General features: G+C 64.5%; 3 protein-coding genes. All 3 read right to left on the bottom strand.

Features of this window, described 5'->3' with window-relative positions; all coding sequences use genetic code 11:
- Positions 1-68: 68 nt before the first annotated feature.
- The 3 genes from J5M71_RS06285 to J5M71_RS06275 are packed head-to-tail and all read right to left on the bottom strand — an operon-like array spanning position 69 to position 23,082.
- The gene (locus J5M71_RS06285; protein WP_207830849.1) at positions 69-11,900 is read right to left on the bottom strand and encodes a non-ribosomal peptide synthetase; all 11,832 of its coding nucleotides are present in this window, start codon (positions 11,898-11,900) and stop codon (positions 69-71) included.
- A gap of 12 nt (positions 11,901-11,912) precedes the next feature.
- Positions 11,913-15,257, bottom strand: coding sequence for a non-ribosomal peptide synthetase (locus tag J5M71_RS06280; RefSeq protein ID WP_207830846.1), 3,345 nt, complete (start codon positions 15,255-15,257; stop codon positions 11,913-11,915).
- Between the two features lies 1 nt (position 15,258).
- Positions 15,259-23,082 carry a non-ribosomal peptide synthetase gene (locus J5M71_RS06275; protein ID WP_207830844.1) on the bottom strand — a complete coding sequence of 2,608 codons (7,824 nt, stop codon included), beginning with the start codon at positions 23,080-23,082 and terminating at the stop codon, positions 15,259-15,261.

Here is a 23,082-nt window from a genome sequence, read left to right as displayed (position 1 = left end):
ATCAGCAGCTTCCGGGCTGCCAGTGCGGGGCGATGGGTGATGACATCAGGTCAGCCCGTCAGCGTCCTTCAATCAGCCATGGCGTCCTCCATCGTCCAGTGCATGGCCAAGCCTTCGATCACTTCAGGCTGCCTGAGAATGTCATAGTGCCCCGCCTCGACCGCATGGTTCCCCTCTGTTTCGAAAGTCCAGGCCGGGTCGCTATCCTGGCCAGCCCACCAGCAGGTTGCCAATGCCCGGGTCCGCGGCAGGCTGGTCAGGTTCGCCGACAAGGCTTTCAAGCGCATCGCCACCACAAATGTGTGGGCCAATTCGGCACTGTCGATATCGGCATAACGTGACTGGCCGGCCTGCGCGGCGCGTATCTGCCCAATAACGCCCTGCAGCGACTGAACATCAGTACCCACGGCCACGGCGGGCACTGCCAGCTGTTGCTTGGGTACGCCCAGCAACACGCTGAGGAAACCCTGCAAATCGTCCTTCCAGTCCTCGACCACCTCAGCATGTGACGCATTTGGCACAAAGCTGTCCACCAAACCAAGCAATGCCACTGCCTGCCCCTGTCGCTCCAGCTCCTGGGTTACCAGCACCGCCAAGGTGCCACCCAGCGACCAGCCAACCAGCCGATACGGCCCTTCAGGCTGCTTCTGGCGGATGTACTGCGCATAGTCGATAGCCATCGCCTGCAGCGACTCGTCCTGCCACGTGCGGTCCAGCAGCATGCGGCACTGCACGCCATAGACACTGCACACACCTTCCAGGCGACGCGCCAGAGGCTCGTAGTCGAACACCGTGCCGAAGCCTGCATGCAGGCAGAACAGCGGCGTGCCACTGGCGATACGGGTGTTGAGCAATAGCACCGGGTCCAGGCTGGCTTCAGTAGCCGAGTAGCCCGACAGCTCACCAATGGTCGATCTGGCCATTACGTCACGCAACTTCAGGTCCAACTGCAAGCCGCTGTGCCCACGCACTTTGGAAAGCATTTTCAGCACCCGTAGCGAATCGCCACCCAGCTCGAAGAAATTGTCGTCCATACCGACTTCCTCAATACTCAGCACCTCTTGCCAGATTTGCGCCAAGGCCTGCTCAACCTCATTGCGCGGCGCAAGACGCAGGCGCTGCCCTACAAAATCAGGTGCCGGCAGCGCATTGCGGTCGATCTTGCCGTTGGGTGTCAGGGGCATCGCATCAAGCAGCACCAGTTGCGCTGGCACCATGTAATCCGGCAGCTCCGCACGCAGGGCTTCGCGCAATTGTGCCGGCGTGGTGACCACACTACTGCTGACCACATATCCAACCAGTTGCTTGCCGGTGGCACCTTCACGCGCCACTACCACTGCATCGCGCACCCCAGCCAGGTTGCGCAGGCGTGCTTCGATCTCGCCTGGCTCGATGCGAAACCCGCGAATCTTCAACTGGTTGTCGAGTCGGCCGATGAAGTCGACGGTGCCATCGGCACGGCGGCGTACGCGGTCGCCGGTACGGTAAAGGCGCGCACCGTCGGCGAACGGGTCGGCGACAAAGCGCTCGGCGGTAAGCGCCGCACGCTGGTGATAGCCCCGCGCAAGCCCTTCTCCACCGATGTACAACTCACCCGCCACGCCATCAGGCAGTGGATTGAGGTCTTGATCGAGCACATGCAGGGTACGCAGGCCGACCCGATCACCGATCGGCGCATACACTGCCTGGCAGGACTGCATGGCCGATACCTTCCACAGCAACGGCGTGACCACCGTCTCGGTAGGCCCGTAGCCGTTGGTCAGGTATTGCGGCCGTAGCGAACGCTTGACCAGTTCGAACAGGGCATCGGGCACCGCATCGCCACCAAAGCAGTAAATGCGCACAGGCGGCGCAGCCTGTTGCTGGCTCTCGCCGAACTCGGCCAACTGTTGCAGATAGGCCGGCGGGAAGCAGGCGATATCGATGCGCTGCTCATGGAGGACTTGCCAGGTTTCCTCCGCAGTCCACAAGCGATTGCCACGGACCACCAGGCAGCCACCTGACGACAGCGTCGACAGCCAGCGCTCCTGGGCACCATCGAAAGCGAACGACATGAACAGTAGCTCACGTGTGCTTTCGTCCATCTCATAAAGCTGAACAATGGCCTGGCAATGCATACGGATCTGCCCGTGGCTGACTGCTACCCCCTTGGGCTTGCCTGTCGAGCCAGAGGTGTAGATCAGATAGGCCAGGTTGTCGTCCAGCACCGGCACGTGCGGCACACTGGCAGGCAGGCCTGCCAGCTCCAGGCGGTCAAGCTCGACGCACTGTTCCACCTCGGTGAAACGCTCGCGCAAGGCACTGTTGGTCAGCAGCAAGTGCATGGCCGAGTCTTCGACGATCCACTGCAAACGCTCCTGAGGATAATCGATGTCCAGCGGTACGTAGGCAGCACCGGTCTTCATCACCGCGAGGAAGGCGACAATCACCTCTACCGAGCGTTCCAGGGCAATACCAACCGTGGTTTCCGGCCTGGCACCCAGGGCAAGCAGGTGGTGCGCCAGGCGGTTGGCACGCTGGTCAAGCTGCGCATAGCTCAACTGCTGACCAGCGCAGACCACTGCCGGGGCATCAGGCTGCAGTCGAGCGTGCTCGGCGATACGCTGGGCCAAACCCGGCACATCCGCTGTGCCTGGCACCATCAGGTTGCGCTCGTTGGCCTGCTGCACTTGCCCTGATGTCAGCATTTGCAGGCTGCCCAGGGCGGCATTCGGGTTGTCCAGCATACCTTCGAGCAGGCGCTCGAAGCTGCCACGGATAACCGCGGTAGCGGCCTCACTGAAGCTGCCACGCAGGTACATGAACTCCACCGAGAGAACATCGGTCAGGTGTACGGCAAGGTCCATTGCATAGTTGGTCACACCTCGCTCGGTCACGGCGCCAAACTGCAAGGCGTTATCGCTGCTGTCGTGCAGACGATCGTCCAGCGGGTAGTTCTCGAACACGATGATGCTATCGAACAACGGTTGCCCCGGGCGCCCGGCCCAGCGCTGAACATTCGACAACGCCGCATGTTCGTGGTCACGCAACTCAAGGTTGTAGTCCTGCAGTTGCCGCAGCCAGTCGCTGACGCGCCAATGTGCGGCAGGCGCCTGCACGACGGGGAGCGTATTGATGAACAAGCCGAGCATGTTGTCCACACCCGGCAGGTTCGCCGGCCGGCCGGCCACGGTAGCGCCGAAACAGACAGCCTGTTGCCCGCTGTAGCGCTGCAACAGCAGCAACCAGGCGGCCTGCACCAAGGTATTGGGTGTTACCCGCAGGCGCTGAGCCAGAGCACGCAGGCGCTGGGTACGCTGGGCATCCCAATGCAGGTAGAGCGCTGCATGCCCTGACAGGTTGGCATCCGGCCGTGGCAGCAACGCCTGTTCCAGCAGAGTTGGGCTTTCCAGCGCGGCAAGCTTGCGCGTCCAGAACGCCTCGAGCTCGGCCTGAGGTTGTGCCTCGAGCCAGCGGATGTAGTCGCCAAAGCGCGGTACAAGCGTGTCCAGCGCCTGTCCATGATAGGCCTGGAACACTTCACCCAGCAGGCGCGAGTTGCTCCAGCCATCCATCAGGATGTGATGACGGGTCCAGATCAGTTGCATGCGCTGGCCATCCAGACGCACCAGCGTTATCCGCATCAACGGGGCCTGCGACATGTCGAAGGCCTGCTCGGCGTCGCTGTCGACCAAGGCCTGCAAAGCCGCGGCCTCGACCTCACGGTCACGCCAGTCAAGCACCCGGATCGACAGTTCGGCATGGCGATGAACGATTTGCATCGGTTGTGTCAGTTGCGCGTCGGACCAGAACCCGGTGCGCAGGATGTCATGCCGCGCCACCACCTGTTTCCAGGCCTCTGCAAAACGCTCGATATCCAGGCCGTCAACCGCTACCGACGTCTGGTTGAGGTAGAGCGCCGCGTCCCCACCCTGGGCGCTATAGAACAGCATGCCTTGCTGCATCGGTGACAGAGGGTAGATATCGTCAATCTGCTCCACGGGTACCGGCAGCCGATCCAGCTGCGCCTGGGTCAGGCCAGCCAAGGATACCGGTTGGCTGCCTGTGACCTGATCATCGCTAACTTGCACGCCAACTTCTGCAACGCCAGCCAGCAGTTCCACCGTCTGGTGCTGGAACAGTTGCTTGGGCGTAAAGCGGATACCCGCCTGGCGCGCGCGGCTGACCAGCTGAATCGAAATGATCGAATCGCCACCTAGCTCGAAGAAGTTGTCGGTAATCCCGACTTGCGCCACTTTCAGCACGCCAGCCCAGATATCCGCCAGTTGCCGCTCAAGCGCATTACGCGGTGCCACATGCTCACTGTGCGCCTGCGCCTGATCGATACCCGGGAGCTGCTTGCGGTCAAGCTTGCCACTCGGGGTCATGGGCATACGCTCGAGCAGCATCAGGTAGGTCGGCACCATGTAGTCCGGCAGGCTGGCCTTCAGTGCCTGCTTCAGCGCCGCGCACAAATCCGCACTTTCAACGGTTTGGTCAACAGGCACCACATATCCGCACAGCTGCTTGACGCCTGCATGGTCGGCGGCGATAACCGCTGCCTGGCGGACCTGTGGATGCGCTTGCAAGTGTTGCTCGATCTCGCCCAGCTCGATGCGAAAGCCACGTACCTTCACCTGATGATCGGCCCGGCCACGGTAGGCGAGCTCACCCTGCTCGTCGAAGTATCCCAGGTCACCGGTACGGTACAGGCGCGCGCCCGGTTTTTCAGCCAGCGGGTCCGGAATGAAGCGCTCGGCGGTCAGCGACGGCCGCTGGTGGTAGCCACGAGCCAGGCAGCCGTCACCACCGATGTACAGTTCACCCGACACACCGATTGGCGTAGGCGACAGGCCATCATCCAGGGCACGCATGACGCGCCCGGCCAGCGCACGACCGATCGGCACGCCGTTCTGCGCGCCGGGCACCTGTGCCAGACGCGAGCAATCATAGGTGGTAGCGACCACGGTAGCTTCAGTGGGGCCGTAGGTATTGAGCAAGCGTACCTGCACCGGCCCATCCTCCAGCCATGCCTGCAGCCCGTCCAGGGCCACGGCCTCACCGCCGACGTGGATCTGTTTCAAACGGCCATAGGTGTGCGCAGCGCGGCGATCCAGCGCCAGCAAACGCCAGTAGGCCGCTGGCAGGTCAGCCACGGTGACGCCATGGCGAATGACCTGCTCGCTGAAGGTGTCGGTGTCCCACAGCTGCTGGTCGCGCATCACCACGCACGCACCACGCGACAACGGTGGGAAGAACTGCTCGATGAACCCGTCGAAACTGAATGTGGCGAACTGCAGTACCCGGTCTTGCGGGGTCAACTGCGAGTAGACACTGGCGACGTCACAAAACACCGACAGCGTTTGGTGAGCAATGGCCACGCCCTTCGGCATGCCGGTGGAACCTGAGGTGTAGATAACATAGGCCAGGCTGTCGAGCGAAACCTCACAGGGCAGCGACTGCTCACTAAAAGCTTGCAGCCACTGCTCACCCGGCTGCAGGTCGATGCATGGCAGGCCTGCAGGCACCGGCATGCGCGCCATGGCCTCAGCGTCGCCCAGCAGCGCGCCAATGCCGCTGTCCTGGATCAGGTAGGCCAGGCGGTCCTGTGGGTAGTCCGGGTCCAGTGGCACGTAAGCCGCGCCGGCCTTGTGGATGGCAACCAACGCCACGGCCAGTGCCAGGCCGCGTTCGGCAGCAACGCCCACCAGGCTGTTGGCAGTAACACCGTGCGCAACCAGCAAGTGCGCAAGGCGATTGGTGCGCAGGTCCAGCTCGCGGTAGGTCAATTGCTCCTCACCGAACACCAGCGCCAACGCATCGGGTCGCTCACGGGCTTGCGCCTCGAACAACTGGTGAGCACACATGCCGGACGGGGTAATTGCCGCGCTAGGGTTCCAGTCATGCAGCACCCGTTGGCGCTCGGCCCCACCCAGCAACGACAGCTCACCAATAGCCGTCGTAGCATCATCGACCAGTGCCCGCAACAGATTGCCGAAATGCTCGGCCAAGCGCTGGATAGCCACATCGTCCCAGTTGGCGCGGTTGTGGCTGTACTGGATGGACAGGGTCTCACCCAATGTGGCGGCCAGGGTCAGGGGGTAGTTGGTCTGCTCCAGGTTGGCCACCGGACCGAAGCGCAGCCCCTCTGGTGCACCCTCTTGCAGAGCCTGCGAAACCGGGTAGTTCTCGAACACCAGCAGGCTGTCGAACAGCGATTCGCCGCCCAGGCCGGCCCAGCGCTGCACCTCGTTCAACGGAGTATGCTCGAACTCGCGCATGGCCAGGTTGCAGGCCTGCACCTGGGCAACCCATTCGGCCACGGTCTGCTCGCTGCGCGGCGCACCGATGACCGGCAAGGTATTGATGAACAGGCCGATCTGCTCCTCCACCCCCGGCAGGTCCGCAGGGCGCCCCGCCACGGTGGCACCAAAGCATACGGCAGGCTGCCCGGTGTAGCGTTGCAACAACAGCAACCAGGCAGACTGCACCAGGGTATTGACGGTAACCCGGTTGGCACGCGCGAAGCCTTCGATTCGCAGGGTTATCTCGCGATCGAACAGTTGATAGTGCTCACCCTGGCCTTGCTGCGGTGGAGCGCCTCGGCGCACCGCCTGGGACAGCCGGGTCGGCTCCCCCAGCGGCGCCAACCGAGCCTTCCAGAACGCTTCGGCTGCCGCTGCGTCCTGGCGCTGCAGCCAAGCGATATAGTCGCGATATGGCGCCGTCTGTGCCGTGACCTGCCGCCCGGCATAACGCTGCAGCACCTCTCCCAGCAGGCGTGAAGTGCTCCAGCCATCCATCAGGATGTGATGGTTGGTGTAGATCAAATGGTGGCAGTCAGCCGCCGTGCGCACCAGCGTCAGCCGTTGCAGTGGTGCCCGGTCTAGCGCGAAACCAGCTTGGCGGTCACCCTCGGCCAAGGTTTGCAGTGCCTGTTCCAATGCCGGCTGGCCGCGCCAGTCGTGCTCGACCAGCGCCTGCACAACTTCCTTGTGCACCACCTGCACGGCCTGCTCCAACTCACCCTGCCAGATAAAACTGCTGCGCAGGATAGCGTGGTTATTCACCGCCGCCTGCCAGGCCTGGCGGAAGCGCTCCACGTCCAGCCCCTGGACATCCACGCGCATCTGGTTGATGTAGTCACCGGACTGCTGTTCGTACAGGGTATGGAACAGCATGCCCTGCTGCATCGGCGACAACGGATAGAGATCGGCGACCTGCTCGACCTGCACGGGCAGGTTGTCCAGCTGCGCCTGCGTCAGGAAGGCCAGCGGGAAGTCCGAGGGCGTGAAGCCACGGTGCTGCGGCTGGCTGCAATGGGCGATAAGCAGCGCCAGCTCTTGCGCATAATCGTCGGCCAGGTGCTGGACAGTAGCCTCGTCGAACACTTCGCGGCTGAAGCTCCAGCCCAGTTTCAGTTCACCTCCATACACCTGCCCGTTCAGTGCCAACAGGCTGCCCAGCGGCGCATCTTCGTCACAGGTGGAGCCAGGGTACTCCTTGGCTGGCTCGAACAACCCCGCTTGCTCGTCGAAGCTGGCGTCAAACTGGCCGAGATAGTTGAACACGATCTCGCCACGCGGCAAGGCCGCCAGGGTCGCCTGCGCCTCGGCGTCGCCCTGGTAGCGCAGCAGACCATACCCAAGCCCTTTGTTGGGCACCGCGCGCAACTGCTCCTTGATGGCTTTGAGCGAATCGGCCATTCCGGCCTGCGGGCTGAGCCTGACCGGATACATGCTGGTGAACCAACCCACGGTGCGGCTCAAGTCGACCCCCTCGAACAGGTCTTCACGCCCATGGCCCTCCAGGCGCACGAGCACATCGGCGTTACCCGTCCAACGGCTGATCACCCGGGCGAGTGCTGTCAGCAACAGATCGTTGACCTGTGTGCGGTAGGCTGCCGGTGCGTCCTGCAGCAGTTTCCGGGTCAGCTCGCGGTCAAGGCGGGTACTGACCGAGGTGGCATGCCGCCCCAGGTTGCTGCCTTGTGGGCGGTCGCACGGCAGGACATCGCTGGCGCCGTGCAGTTGCGCCTGCCAATAGCCGAGCTCCGCTTGCAGCGCTGCGCTAGTCGCATGGCCCCGTAACTGCTCGGCCCAGGCTTTGAATGACGTTGTCTTGGCCTGCAATTGCACCAGCTCGCCTCTGCGCAACGCCTGGTAGGCCAGCTGCAGATCTTCCAGCAGCACCCGCCAGGACACGCCGTCCACAACCAGGTGATGGATGACCAGCAACAGGCGTTGGCTGCCGTCCGGCAAGTCGGCCAGAACGGCACGCAGCAACGGGCCGTGCTCCAGGTTCAGGCTGCACTGGGCCTCGTTGGCCAACGATGTCAGCGCCCCAGCATCTGCCACCTCTCGACGCCACAACAGAGCCTGCCCGGCACCGCCGAAGCTGGCCTGCCAACGGCCATGCTCCTGGACGAACTGCAGGCGCAGTGCATCGTGGTGTTCGACCAGCGATTGCAACGCCGCTTGCAGGTGTTGTTCATCCAGTACCTCGCTGGCGCGCAGCATCACCGACTGGTTCCAGTGATGCCGCTCGACGATGTCCGATGCGAAGAACCAGTGCTGGATCGGAGTCAGCGGCATGCTGCCTTCCACCCGCCCTTGATCGATTGCAGTACCGGTGTTTTGCCGGGCAATCGCCGCCAGCCCCTGCACAGTCTGGTGCTGGAACAGCTCCTTGGGGGTGAACTGGATGTCCAGCTGACGAGCACGGCTGACCACCTGCAGCGACATGATCGAGTCGCCGCCCAACTCGAAGAAGTTATCGGCAAGGCCAACCTTCTCCAACTTCAGCACATCGGCCCAGATCGCCGCGATCTGCTGCTCCAGCTCGGTTTGCGGCGCAACATATTCACCCTGCAGCAAGCTGGCATCCGGCGCCGGCAAGGCCTTGCGGTCGAGCTTGCCGTTACCGGTCAGTGGTAGCTGCTCCAGGAACAGCAGATGCGCAGGTACCATGTGCTCAGGCAGGCTGGCCTTCAGTTCGGCGCGCAGGCTGTCACGCAACACGGCCTGCTGTTCAGCCCCCTGCAGCAAGCCAGCGTCGACGGGTACCACGTAGCCCACCAGTTGCTTGCCACTGGCGCCATCCACCGCCAGCACCGCTACCTGGCGCACCGCAGGTTGTTCGAGCAAGCGTGCTTCGACCTCACCCAGTTCAATACGGAAACCGCGAATCTTCACCTGATGGTCGATACGCCCGATGTATTCGATGACCCCGTCGGTACGGTAACGGGCCAGGTCGCCCGAACGGTACAGGCGGCCACCGTTGTCATCGAAGGGGTTTGGCACGAAGCGCTCGGCGGTCAACCCGGGGCGACCGTGATAACCCCGCGCCAGGCCCGCCTGGCCAATCAGCATTTCACCTGTGCAGCCCGGCATGATCGGGTTCAATGCCGCATCGAGCAGGTACCACGACAGGTCGGGAATCACCTCGCCGATCGGGCTGCTGGCACCCTTTTGCAAGTCTTCGAGGGTGATCGGCCGGTAGGTCACGTGCACGGTTGTTTCGGTAATGCCGTACATGTTGATCAAGCGCGGCGTGCGGTCACCAAACACGTCGAACCAAGGCTTGAGGCTGCTCACCTCCAGGGCTTCGCCGCCAAACACCACGTATCGCAGGTTCAGGCCCTGGCCGGCCTTCGCCGCCTCGCAGGCTACCGGGACAAGCGGCTTGAAGGCTGATGGCGTCTGATTGAGTACGGTAACCTGCTCACGTACCAGCAAGGCATGGAAGTCTTCGCTGGAACGTGCCACATCCTTGGGCACGATGACCGCTCGGCCGCCATACAGCAACGCGCCATACAGCTCCCATACCGAGAAGTCGAAGGCGTAGGAGTGGAACACCGTCCATACGTCACTGGCGTCGAAATGGAACCAGTGGCGGGTAGCTGCAAACAGGCGCACCACGTTCCGATGCGGCAGCAGCGTCCCTTTGGGCTTGCCGGTAGAGCCCGAGGTATAGATCACATAAGCCAGGTTGTCCGCGCTCACCTGGCAGGCAGGGTTGGCTTCGCTGTAGCCGGCCAACTCGGTATCGCCGTCCAGCATCAGTGTCTGCACGCCTGCCGGTACGGGTAGCGCGTCACGCAGGTGCTGCTGGGTCAGCAACAGGCGTATGCCGCTGTCCTCGAACAGGTAGCTGAGGCGGTCCTGTGGATACTCCGGGTCGAGTGGCACGTAGGCAGCGCCCGCCTTGAGAATGCCCAGCAGGCCGATGACCATCTCAAGGCTGCGCTCAACGGCCAGGCCAACCAGCACATCCGGCCCGGCACCCAGCTCCAGCAGTTTGTGCGCCAACTGGTTTGCCCGTCGGTTGAGCTCGGCGTAACTCAGGGTCTGCTCGCGGCAGACCAGCGCCACCGCATTCGGAGCGGCTTGGACCTGGGCCTCGATCAGTTGATGAAGGGGCTGCTCGCCTGGGAAATGCGTCAAGGCCGGGTTCCAGGCCTGCACGGTCTGATCCTGCTGCGCCAGGCTGACCAGCGGCAGATCGACTACGCGCTGCCCGGGCTGGCGCACGATCGCCTCCAGCAGGTTCACCCAGTGTTGTGCCATCTGTTCGATGGTCGCGGCATCGAACAGGTCGGTTGCGTAACTCAGGGCAGCGCCGAGGCTGTGCTCGTATTCAAAGGTGTCCAGGGTCAGGTCGAACTTGGCCGTGTCGTGGTCCCAGGTCAACCCCTCCACCTGCAGCCCCGGCACGCTGCGCTGCTTGCCCTTGGCCTGCATCTGGTGGTTGTACATCACCTGGAACAATGGGCTGTGGCTCAGGCTCCGTTCGGGCTGAAGGGCATCCACCAACTGCTCGAATGGCAGGTCCTGGTGGCTCTGCGCGCCCAGCGCACGCTGTTTGACCTGCGCCAGCAGGTCACTGAAGGTCATCTGCAGATCGAACTCGGCGCGCAATACCTGGGTATTGACGAAAAAGCCGATCAGCCGTTCGGTTTCCACCCGGTTGCGGTTGGCAACCGGGACCCCGACACGGATGTCCGACTGCCCGGAATAGCGGTGCAGCAGGGTCTGGAAACTGGCCAACAGCAACATGAACAGTGTTGCGCCCTGACGCTGGGCCAACTGCCTGAGCGAATGCACCAGGGCCTCGGGCAGCCGAACCTCATGCCGGGCGCCTCGGTGGCTACTGGACACAGCACGGGGGCGATCGGTCGGTAATTCGAGCACTGGCTGCTCATCGCCAAGCTGTGCCTTCCAGTACGCCAGTTGCCGTTCCTGTTCGCCCGCTTCCATCCACTGGCGTTGCCAGATCGCATAGTCGGCATACTGGACCGGCAGCGTCGGCAGCTGCACCTCCTGGCCTTGGCTGTAACCCGCATACAGCTGCATCAACTCATCGATCATCAGCGGCATCGACCAGCCATCGGACACGATGTGATGCATGGTCACGACCAGCACATGCTCGTTCTGGCCCAGGCGCAGCAACTTGCCCCGCAGCAATGGCCCCTGCTGCAGATCGAACGGGCGGCGTGCCTCGGCTTCCACCTGCTCACGCACCTTGGTTTCGTCGGCGCATTGCAGCGTCTGGATATCCAGCGCCAGAGTGTGTTCGGGGTGAATGACCTGTACGGCGCCCTGCCCTTCTTCGCTGAAGGTGGTGCGCAGGGTTTCGTGGCGGGCAATCAGCGCATCGAAACTGCGCTGCAACGCCTCGACATCCAGATGACCTTGCAGACGCAAGGCCGCTGGTAGGTTATAGATCGATGCGGCAGGCTCCAGTTGCCAGAGAAACCATTGCCGCTGCTGGGCATAGGAGAGGGGCGGCGACGCTTCAGGCTCACGCTTGAAGATCGGGGTGACGCCATACAGGTTCACCCCCTGTTGCTTGAGCAAGGCTGCCAGGGCCTGGCGCTCTTTGGTGGACAGTAGCTTTACAGACTCAAGCAGCTCTTGCACAGTCAAAATCTCCTAAGAAACCAGCTTTTCAATTTCCTCCGTAGTTAGACGTTTCAGGGCCTCCAGGGATTTAGCCAGTTCATTCTGAACGGGGTCTACCTGTGGCATGAGCTGCTCAAGCTGCGCGCAGTAGTCGCCCAGATCGGGGTATTCGAACAGCGCCTTCAGACTGACCGGCAGCCCGGCCTGTTCCTGGACCCGACTGGTTACCTGGGTTGCGATCAGCGAGTGCCCACCCAGCAGGAAGAAGTTGTCACCCAGGCCAACCCGTTCGACTTTCAGCACATCTGCCCAGATGGCGGCCACCTGCTGTTGCAAGGGTGTGCGCGGCGGCACATGGGCTTCTTCCGGCAGGGCAACGTCCGGGCGTGGCAGCGCCTTGCGGTCCAGCTTGCCGTTGGGTGTCAGTGGAAGCTTGTCGAGCAGCAACAGGTAGGAAGGCACCATGTATTCCGGCAGGTGTTTCCTCAATGCAGCGCGCAGGTGGTCACGCAGGAACGATTGCGCAGCGGCATCGACCATCACGCCAGCATCGGCAGGCACCACATAGGCCACCAGGTGCTGGCCAGCGGGCCCGTCAACGGCCATGACCACGGCTTCGCGCACAGCCTCCTGCTGCAGGCGCACCTCGATCTCGCCCAGTTCGATGCGGAAGCCGCGGACTTTCACCTGATGGTCCACCCGGCCGACGTACTCCAGCACACCATCAGGCCGATAACGGGCCAGGTCACCGGTCCGGTAGATGCGCCCGCCCTGCGCATCGAAGGGGTTGGGAATGAAGCGCTCGGCGCTGAGCCCCGGGCGCCTCAGGTAACCACGGGCCAAACCGGCACCGGCCAGGTACAACTCACCGACGACGCCCACCGGCACCGGTTGCAGTGCACCGCTCAACACGTAGGCAGCACTGTTGTGCAAAGGCCGGCCGATGTTGGCCTTACCACCGGCCGCCCTCAGCGTGCAGGTGGAATAGGTCGTGTCTTCGGACGGGCCATACAGGTCGTACACATCACTCACATGCTCCAGGTGGTAGAGGTCATCGACAATCGACTGCTTCAGTGCTTCACCACAGAGGTTGATGGTTTTGACCGATGGCGGAATGTTACCGGTTTCGCACAACTGCTTGATGGCCGAGGGCACGGTATTCACCAGCCGCACCCGGTCCTTGGCAGCCAGGTTCGGTAGCTCGAGGGCATTGGCAGCCAGCACCGCATAGCCACCGGCCGACAGGGTGACGAACAGCTCCCAGACCGACAAGTCGAAGCAGATCGAGGTGGAGAACAGCACGCCACACAGGTCTGCCTGGCTGTAAACCGACAGCGACCAGCCGATCAGCGCCGCCACGCTGCGGTGCTCGACCTGCACGCCCTTGGGCTTGCCCGTCGAGCCTGATGTGTAGATGCAGTAGATAAGGTTGCGAGGGCTGGTCACACAGGTCAGCTCGGTGTCCGGGTAGCCTTCCAGCGACAGCTGGTCGAGCAGCAGCGTGCGCGACTGGAACTGCCCGGGCATTCGGGCAATCAGGCTGGTCTCCGACAGCAGCAGGATCGCCTGGCTGTCTTCGAGCATGTATTCCAGGCGGTCCTGCGGGTATTCCGGGTCCAGCGGCACGTAGGCGCCACCCGCCTTGAGAATAGCCAGCAGGCCGACGACCATTTCCAGGGTGCGCTGCATGGCGATGCCCACCAGCACATCCGGGCCAACCCCCTGTTCGCGTAGCTTGTGCGCCAACTGGTTGGCCCGGCGGTTGAGGGCGGCATAGCTCAGCGTCTGCTCGCCGAAGATCAGCGCCGGGGCATCCGGGGTTTTCGCCACTTGCGCCTCGAACAGCTGGTGGATGCAACTGGCATTCGGGTAGCTGGCCTGGGTAGCGTTCCAGTCTTCGATGATCTGCCGGTGCTCATTGGCGTCCAGCAGGGCCAGGTCTGCGATGCGCTGGGTGGGCTGCTCGACGATGGCCGTCAGCAGGTTCTGCCAGTGTCGGGCCAGGCTGCAGGCAGTCGAGGCATCGAACAGGTCGGTGGCATAGACCAGTGCAGCGCCGATACCGGTTTCGTGTTCGAAGGTTTCCAGGGTCAGGTCGAACTTGGCCGTGTGGTTGTCCCACGCCATAGCTTCCAGTTCCAGCCCCGGCAGACTGCGGCGCTCGCCCCTGGCCTGGGTCTGATGGTTGAACATCACCTGGAACAGCGGGCTGTGGTTAAGGCTGCGCTCTGGTTGCAGGGCCTCCACCAGTTGCTCGAACGGCAGGTCTTGATGGGCCTGAGCCTCGACCACACGCTGTTTGACCTGGCCCAGGAAATCCGTGAAGGTCATCTGCACGTCGAACTCGGCCCGCAGTATCTGAGTGTTGACGAACAGGCCGATCAGGCGTTCTGTTTCCACCCGGTTACGGTTGGCTACCGGCACGCCGACGCGGATATCAGCCTGCCCCGAATAGCGGTGCAACAGGACCTGGAAGCTGGCCAGCAGCAGCATGAACGGCGTTACACCCTGTTGCTGGGCGAACTGCTTGAGCGCACGCGCCTGCTGTTCCTGCAAGTCAATAGCAAGCCGCCCTCCCTTGAGGCTGCTGACCGCTGGTCGGGGGCGGTCCATCGGCATTTCCAGTACCGTGTCCTCGCTGCCCAGTCGCGCGGTCCAGTAGGCCAGTTGCCGTGCCTGCTCACCGGCCTCCATCCAGCTACGCTGCCAGATGGCGTAGTCGGTGTACTGGATGGGCAGCGCGGGCAGCTGCACATCACCGCCCTGGCTATAGGCCTCATACAGACGCATGAGCTCTTCCACCATCAACGACATGGACCAGCCATCGGCAATGATGTGATGGAGGGTCAGCACCAGCACGTGCTCGTGCGCATCGCGCGCCAGCAGTTTTACCCTCAGCAGCGGCCCATGCTCCAGGTCGAAGCCTTGACGTGCCTCGTGCTCCACTTGCTCGCGCAAGGCCTCCTCGCCTGCCCCATTCAGCTGTTCATAGGTCACCGTCAACGCAAGGTGTGGGTGAACCACCTGCTGCACCTGCCCGTCCTGTTGGTGGAAGGTGGTACGCAGCGCATCGTGCCTGGCCAGCAGGCTGTCGAAGGCTCGCTGCAGGGCTGCCCGGTCCAGGCTCCCCTTGAACCGCAAGGCCGAGGAAATGTTATACACCGCGCTCGCCGGGTCCAGCTTCCATAGGAACCACTGGCGTAGCTGGGCGTAGGAAAGCGGCAGTTGCTCGAAGTCTCCGCGCACCTGCGGAATGGGCAGTTGCGCCAGGCTGCCGCCCTTGGATGCCAGCTTTTCCAGAAACAGCTTGCGCTGCTCGAGCGGCAGCCGAATGAAGCGGTGAACCAGATCGGTGTTGCGGTTATCGGTGCTCATCTCAAACTGCCTCAAGCTCATTCATGAAATCGTGGAACTCGTCCAGGTCTGCCGTGCATTCGGTAATTGCTGCGCTGACGGCGGCGGCGTAGTCACCAAGGTTGTCGGTCTGGAAAATCAGGGCCAGGGGTGTATCCGCACCCAGTTCCATCTGCAGGCGCGCCACCGCTTGCGTGGCGAGCAGGGAATGCCCGCCAAGCTGGAAGAAGTTGTCGCTCAGCCCGACCCGCTCCAGCTTCAGCACATCCGCCCAGATCGCCGCGATCTGCTGCTCCAGATCACTCTGGGGCGCGATGTACTCGCCCTGCAACTGACTGGCATCCGGCTGCGGCAGGGCCTTGCGGTCCAGCTTGCCGTTCGGCGTCACTGGCAGTTTGCCAAGCAGCAGCAGGTGCGCCGGCACCATGTAGTCCGGCAAACCGGCCTTCAGCGCCTCGCGCAGGCTGTCGCGCAATGCACCTTCGTCTTGCGAGCTGTCGGCAGGCACCACATAACCCACCAGCTGCTTGCCGCTTGGCCCGTCCAAGGCCAACACCACGGCTTCCTGCACGCTCGGCAGCTCCAGCAGGCGCGCCTCGATCTCGCCCAGTTCGATGCGCAGGCCGCGGATCTTCACCTGGTGGTCGATGCGCCCGGCGTAGTCGATCACACCATCGGCGCGGTAGCGCGCCAGGTCGCCGGTGCGGTACAGGCGCCCGCCATTGTCGCTGAACGGATCCGGCACGAAGCGTTCGGCAGTCAGCGCCGGGCGCTGGTGGTAACCACGGGCCAGGCCGACACCGCCGAGGTACAGCTCGCCGGCACTGCCGCGTACCGCCGGTTGCAGGCTGCCTTCGAGGATGTGGGTCTTGAGGTTGTCGATCGGCTGGCCGATCGGCACGCTGATGCTTTCGTCCGGCTGGCAGGTCCAGTGGGTGACGTCGATCGCCGCTTCGGTCGGGCCGTACAGGTTGTACAGGCCCGCCGCCGGCAGGCGCTGCAGGGTCTGGCGGGCCAGCTCGGCCGGCAGTGCTTCACCGCTGCACACCACGCGCTTGAGGCTGACGCAGCTTTCGACCGCTTCGTGGGTCATGAACGCCTGCAGCATCGACGGCACGAAGTGCAGCGTGCTGATGCCGTAATGGTTGATGGTTTCCACCAGTAGCTGCGGGTCGCGGTGCGCGCCCGGCTGGGCCACCACCAGGCGTGCCCCGGTCATCAGCGGCCAGAAGAACTCCCACACCGACACGTCGAAGCTGAACGGGGTTTTCTGCAGCACGCTGTCGCTGGCGTCCAGGCCGTAGGCCTTCTGCATCCACCACAGCCGGTTGACCAGCGCCTGATGGCTGTTGCCAGCGCCCTTCGGGCGACCGGTGGAGCCGGAGGTGTAGATCACGTAGGCGAGGTTCAGCGGCGCCACGTCGATGTTCAGGTTGGCATCGCTGTAGCCGTCGAGGTTCTCGGTATCCAGGTCCAGGCTGCGCAAGCCGGCCGGGATCGGCAGGGCTTGGTGCAAGTGCGACTGGGTCAGCAGCAAGGCGATGCCGCTGTCCTCGAACATGTAGCTCAGGCGGTCCTGGGGGTACTCCGGGTCCAGCGGCACATAGGCGCCACCGGCCTTCACGATGCCCAGCAGGCCGATGACCATCTCCAGGCTGCGCTCCATGGCGATGCCCACCAGCACGTCCGGGCCCACGCCCTGCTCGCGCAGCTTGTGCGCCAGCTGGTTGCCACGGCGGTTGAGCTCGGCATAGCTCAGGGTCTGCTCGCCAAAGGCCAGCGCCGGCGCGTCCGGGGTGGCGAACACCTGGGCTTCGATCAGCTGGTGGAGGCTGCGCTCGTCCGGGTACGTCGCCTGAGTTTCGTTCCAGCCTTCGACCATTTGCTGCTGTTCTGGCAGGCCCAGCATTGGCAGCTCGCCCACCACCGCGTCGGCATTCTCCACCAGCGCTTGCAGCAGGTTGGCAAAGTAGCCAGCCAGGCGGCCAATGCTCTCGTCGCTCCACAGCGCACGGTCGTGGCTGTACTGCATCGACAGCGTGGTGCCCAGTTCCACCACCAGGGTCAGCGGGTAGTTGGTCTGCTCCTGCACGGCCACGTCGCCGAAGCGCAGGCCACCGGGCGCGCCCTGTTGCAACGCCTCGGCCACCGGGTAGTTCTCGAACACCAGGATGCTGTCGAACAAGGCGTCACCGCCCTGCCCCGCCCAGCGCTGCACGTCGTACAGCGGGGTATGCTCGAACTCGCGCACAGCCAGGTTGCCGGCCTGCACCTGGCCGATCCACTCGGCCACGGTCTGCTCGGCACGCGGGGCGCCAATCACTGGCAAGGTATTGATGAACAGGCCGATCTGCTCCTCTACGCCCGGCAGGTCTGCCGGGCGGCCGGCGACCGTGGCGCCGAAGCACACGCTGGCCTGGCCGGTGCAGCGCTGCAACAGCAGCAGCCAGGCCGATTGCACCAGAGTGTTGACCGTGACCCGGTTGGCCCGGGCGAAGGCTTCGATGCGTGCGGTCTGCTCGCGGTCGAAGGCCAGGCGGTGGTCGCCATGGCCGCTGCCGTTTGCGCCTGCGCTGCCGGCGATGGCCTGGGCCAGACGGGTCGGCTCGTCCAGGGCCGCAAGCTGGCCTTTCCAGAAGGCTTCGGCAACGGCCGCGTCCTGGCCCTGCAGCCAGGCGATGTAGTCGCGGTAGTACGTGGCCTGGGCCTGCGGCGCCAGGCCGGCATAGCGCTGCAGCACTTCACCCAACAGGCGCGAGGTGCTCCAGCCGTCCATGAGGATGTGATGGTTGGTATAGATCAGGTGGTGGCGGGTATCGCCCGTGCGCACCAGTACCAGGCGCAGCAGCGGCGCGGCAGACAGGTCGAAGCCGCGCTGGCGCTCACCCTCGGCCAGTGCCTGCAATGCCTGCTCCAGCGCCGGCTGGCCACGCCAGTCGTGCTCGCTGCACGGCAGTTCGACGGCCTTGCGTACCACCTGCACGGCTTGCTCCAGCTCGCCTTGCAGGATGAAACCGCTGCGCAGGATGTCGTGGGCATCGAGCGTGGCCTGCCAGGCCTGCTGGAAACGCTGCACATCCAGCCCGTCCACATCCACGCGCAGCTGGTTGATGTAGTTGCCGGCCTGCTGGTCGTAAAGGGTGTGGAACAACATGCCCTGCTGCATGGGTGACAGCGGGTACACGTCGGCGATCTGCCCGGGCTCCAGCGGCAGGCTGTCCAGTTGCGCCTGGGTCAGCGCGGCCAGCGGGAAGTCCGACGGTGTCACGCCCTGGTGCCGGGTATCGCAGCAGTGCTCGACCAGCTCTGCCAAGGCCTGCCCGTAGGCCTGGGCCAGCTTCTCGATGGTGGCCGGGTGATGAACGTCGGCGCTGTAGGTCCACTCCAGGAACAGCTCGCCGCCGTACACCTGGCCGGTGATGCTCAGCCAGTTGCCCAGCTGTGCGCCGGCACATTGGGTACGGCCTGCACTTTCCCCGCTCGGGGTGAACAGGGTGCCGGCCTCGGCATCGAAGCTGGTATCGAACTGGCCCAGGTAGTTGAAGGTGACACGGGCCTGGGTGGCACGCTCGAGCCGGTCACGCACTTCAGCATCGCCGAAGTAGCGCAACAGGCCGTAGCCGAGGCCTCTGTCCGGCACGCCGCGCAGTTGCTCCTTGATCGCCTTGATCGACTGGCCAAGGTCCTGGGCGGGTGTGAGGCGCACCGGGAACAGGCTGGTGAACCAGCCCACGGTGCGGCTGAGGTCGAGGTCGTCGAACAGGTCTTCGCGGCCATGGCCTTCCAGCAGTACCTGCACGTTGTCCCGTGCGCTCCACTGGCACAGGGTGCGCGCCAGCGCGGTCAGCAGCAGGTCGTTGATCTGCGTGCGGTAGGCCGCCGGGGCCTGTTTCAGCAGCTTGGCGGTGCGCTCGGCATCCAGCCGCGTGGCGGCGGAGCGGGCATGGGTGTTGGCCAGGCTGCCCTGCGGGTTGTCACGCGGCAGTTCGCCGTGGTCGCCGGCCAGGGCCTGCAGCCAGTAGTCGCGCTGTGCATGCAGCGCCGGGCTGCCGGCATGGCTGACCAGGCGCTCGGCCCAGGTTTTTACCGAGGTGGTCTTGGCGGGCAGGCTCACGGCCTGGCCGTTCAGCAGTTGCCGGTAGGCCGCTTGCAGGTCTTCCAGCAATACCCGCCACGACACGCCGTCGACCACCAGGTGATGGACTACCAGTAGCAGACGCTGTTGGCCATCGGCGAAGTCGAACAGTTCGGCGCGCAGCAGCGGCCCGTGCTCCAGGTTCAGGCTGGCCTGTACCTGGTTGCCGGCGGCGTCCAGTTCATTCAGTGCGGCCAGGTTGCGCTGGCGCAGCAGTGGTGCATTGGCCAGCGGCTGGAAGCGCGCCTGCCACTGGCTTTCGCCACGGCTGAAGCGCAGGCGCAGGGCATCGTGCTGCTCGACCACGGCGCGCAGGGCTGCCTCCAGGTGTTGCACCTGCACCGGGCTGGCCGGCTTGAGCAGCACCGACTGGTTCCAGTGCGCCGGCTGGGCGATCTCCATCTCGAAGAAACGCGCCTGGGCCGGCAGCAATGCCACCTCACCGCTGGTGGCGGTGTCCACGGCTGCGGCCGCAACCGCTTGCTTGGGCTCGATGCGCTTGGCTACCTGGGCCAGCTGGGCGATGGTCTGTTGTTCGAACAGCTGCTTGGGGGTGATCCTGATGCCCTGGCGTTTGGCCCGGGCGATGATCTGCAGGCTGAGGATCGAGTCGCCGCCCAGTTCGAAGAAGTTGTCGGTGCTGCCGACCTGCTCCAGCTTGAGCACATCGGCCCACACTGCGGCCAGCTTTTCCTCGATTTCGCCTTGCGGCGCCACATAGCCACGGCTGACCGCGCCCGGTGCCGGCAAGGCGCGCTTGTCGAGCTTGCCGTTGGCAGTCAGTGGCAGGCGCTCCAGCAGCAGTATCTGCGCCGGCACCATGTAGTCCGGCAGGCGTGCCTGCAGTTGCGCCTGCAACTGCTGCACGGTCACGCCTGCGTCGGCTACCCCGTAGGCCACCAGTTGCAAGCGCTCGGCGTCGCCCTCCAGCGGCAAGGCCAGTACCACGGCCTCGCTGACACCGGGCAGGCCGGCCAGCACCCGGCCGACTTCACCCGGCTCCACACGATAACCACGGATCTTCACCTGGTCGTCGGCACGGCCAATGAACTCGACCAGGCCATCGGCAGTGAGCCGCGCGCGGTCGCCGGTGCGGTACAAGCGGGCACCACCCTCGGTCGGCACGAAGCGTTCGGCGGTCAACGCTGGCTGGCCCAGGTAGCCCTGGGCGACGCCTTGCCCGCCCAGGAAAAGCTCACCGGGCACCTGCGCCGCCAACGGGTTGAGGTAGCCATCCAGCACCTGGGCGCAGGCGTTGCCCAGCGGGCGCCCGACCGGCACCGTGCGGCAACCTGGCAGCGGCTGACCCGGCTCGAAGGTGAGCACGCCGACAGTGGTTTCGGTCGGGCCGTAGTGGTTGATGACCCGGCAGGCCGGGCGCAGCTCGCGGACCTTTTCCAACAAGCCCCAACTGCATGCCTCGCCCCCCAGGATCAGCGCTTCGGCGGGCAGCACATCGGCGGCGCGAGCCGCTTGCAGCAGCCCTTGCAGGTGGCTCGGCACCAGCTTGAGCACGCCGACCTGGTGCTGCGCCATGTAGCTGGCGAAGCCATCCGGGTCGAACGCCAGTTCCTGCGGTAGCAGGTGCAGCAGGCGGCCCGAGGCCAGGGCACCGAACAGCACGGTGTGGCCCAGGTCGGCCGCGGTGGTGGAGACCATCGCCATGCTCGCTGCGGCCGGCAGTTGCAGGCGTTCCAGCACCGCCTGAATGTAGCTGGCAAGTGCGCCGTGGCTGACCACCACGCCTTTCGGCTGGCCGGTCGAACCCGAGGTGTAGATCAGATAGGCCGGTTGTTCGGCGGCGATGGCCACTTCGACCGGGCTGTCACTGCAGGTAGCCCAGGCGGTGTGATCGCAGGCAATCAGCTGCACGCCGTCCAGGCCAGCAAAGCGCAGGTCGCCCGGTTCGTGCATCAGCACGGCGGCGCCACTGTCGGCAACCAGTTGTTGCAGGCGCTCCTGCGGTTGCTGGGTGTCCAGCGGCAGGTAGGCGGCACCGGTCTTGAGCACTGCGAGCAAGGCGCTGATCCAATCGATGGAGCGTGGCAGGCATAGGGCAACGATGCTGCCGGCACCGACGCCGTGCTGGCGCAGGTAGTCGGCCAGGCGGTTGGACGCCGCCTCCAGCCCGGCCTGGGTCATGAACCGGTCACCGGCACGCACACCGCCGTGGGCCTGGCCTTGCGCCAGTGCCTGGCGCCACAGGGCTAGGAAAGTGCCGTGCGGGTAGGCCTGCGTGGCCGCTGGCAGCAGCGTCGCCACTTGCGGGCTATCGACGATCGCCTGCTGCGGGTCGCGGATCAGCGCATCCAGCACCTGGCGCAGCGAAGCGGCCATGCGTTCGATGGTGGCCTGTTCGAACAGGTCGGTGGCGTAGGTGAAGTAGCCTTCGATGCCGTCAGCCTTGTCGGAGAAGTCGAACGCCAGGTCGAAGCGGGCATCGCCGCCATCACGGGCAAAACCTTCCACCTCCAGCGCGCCCAGGCGCCTGCGCCCTGCATCGCTGGCGGCCACGTGCTGGTTGATCTTGAACTGGAACAGCGGGTTGTGGGCCAGGTTGCGCTCGGGCAGCAAGGCATCGACCAGGTGCTCGAACGGCAGTTCCTGGTGCGACTGGGCGCCGCCGATCACGTCTTTGACCTGCTCCAGCAACGCGGCGAAGGTGGCGCGCTCGTCCACCTGAACACGCAACACCTGGGTGTTGATGAAGAAGCCGATCAGGCCTTCCAGCTCCTTGCGGTTGCGCCCGGCGTTCGGAGCACCGATGCGGATATCAGCCTGGCCGCTGTAGCGCGACAACACCACCGCCATGGCCGCCAGTACCAGCACGAATAACGTGTGGCCACCCTTGCGCGCCTGGCTGCGCAGGGCCTCGGCCTGCTCGGCGCCAATGTCCACGCGCACCACCGCGCCACGCTGGCTGGGCGTGGCCGGGCGCTCGAAGTCCAGCGGCAGGCTCAGCACCGGCTGCTCGTCGCCCAGCTGGGCCTGCCAGTAGGCCAGCTGGCGCTGCGCTTCACCGGCCTCAAGCCAGGCGCGCTGCCAGATGGCGTAGTCGGCGTACTGGATCGGCAGCGCCGGCAACTCGGCCTGCCGGCCTTCGGCCAGGGCGCTGTACAGCTGGATGAATTCCTGCACCAGCACATCGCTGGACCAGCCGTCGGAGATGATGTGGTGCATGCTCAGCGCCAGCACGTGGTGATCGGCGGCCACGCGCAGCAGGGTCACCCGCAGCAGCGGACCGGTCAGCAGGTCGAAGGGCTGCTTGAGGGCCGCGTCCACGGCCACGCTCAGCGCTGCCTCATCGGCGGCACCGTCGAACATCACCAGTTCCAGCGCCAGCGGGCAGTGCTCAAGGATTTCCTGGTGGAACTCGCCCTCCTCCGAGGCGAAGCGCGTGCGCAGCGACTCGTGGCGTTGCACCAGCGCATCCAGCGCCTGTTGCAGCACCGCCTGGTCCAGGGCGCCCTTCAGGCGTACCGCCATCGGCACGTTGTAGGCCGGGCTGTCGGGCTCCAGCTGCCAGAGAAACAGCAGACGCTGCTGGGCGTAAGACAGCGGAATACGCGCCAGGCCCTGGCGCGCAGGCACGATGGGCAGCAGGCGGAAGCTCTGCCCGCTGGCCTGCATCTTTTCCAGGATCTGCTGGCGTTGTTCCACGGGGAGGCCAACGAAACGTTGGGCGATGCGTTGTGCGGCAGTGAGTTCCAT

Origin of the sequence: Pseudomonas sp. 43(2021), assembly GCF_017490805.1 — a bacterium.
GTDB lineage: Bacteria > Pseudomonadota > Gammaproteobacteria > Pseudomonadales > Pseudomonadaceae > Aquipseudomonas.
The sequence above is the reverse complement of the archived record's forward strand: the minus strand, read 5'-3'. Positions and strand labels throughout refer to the sequence as shown.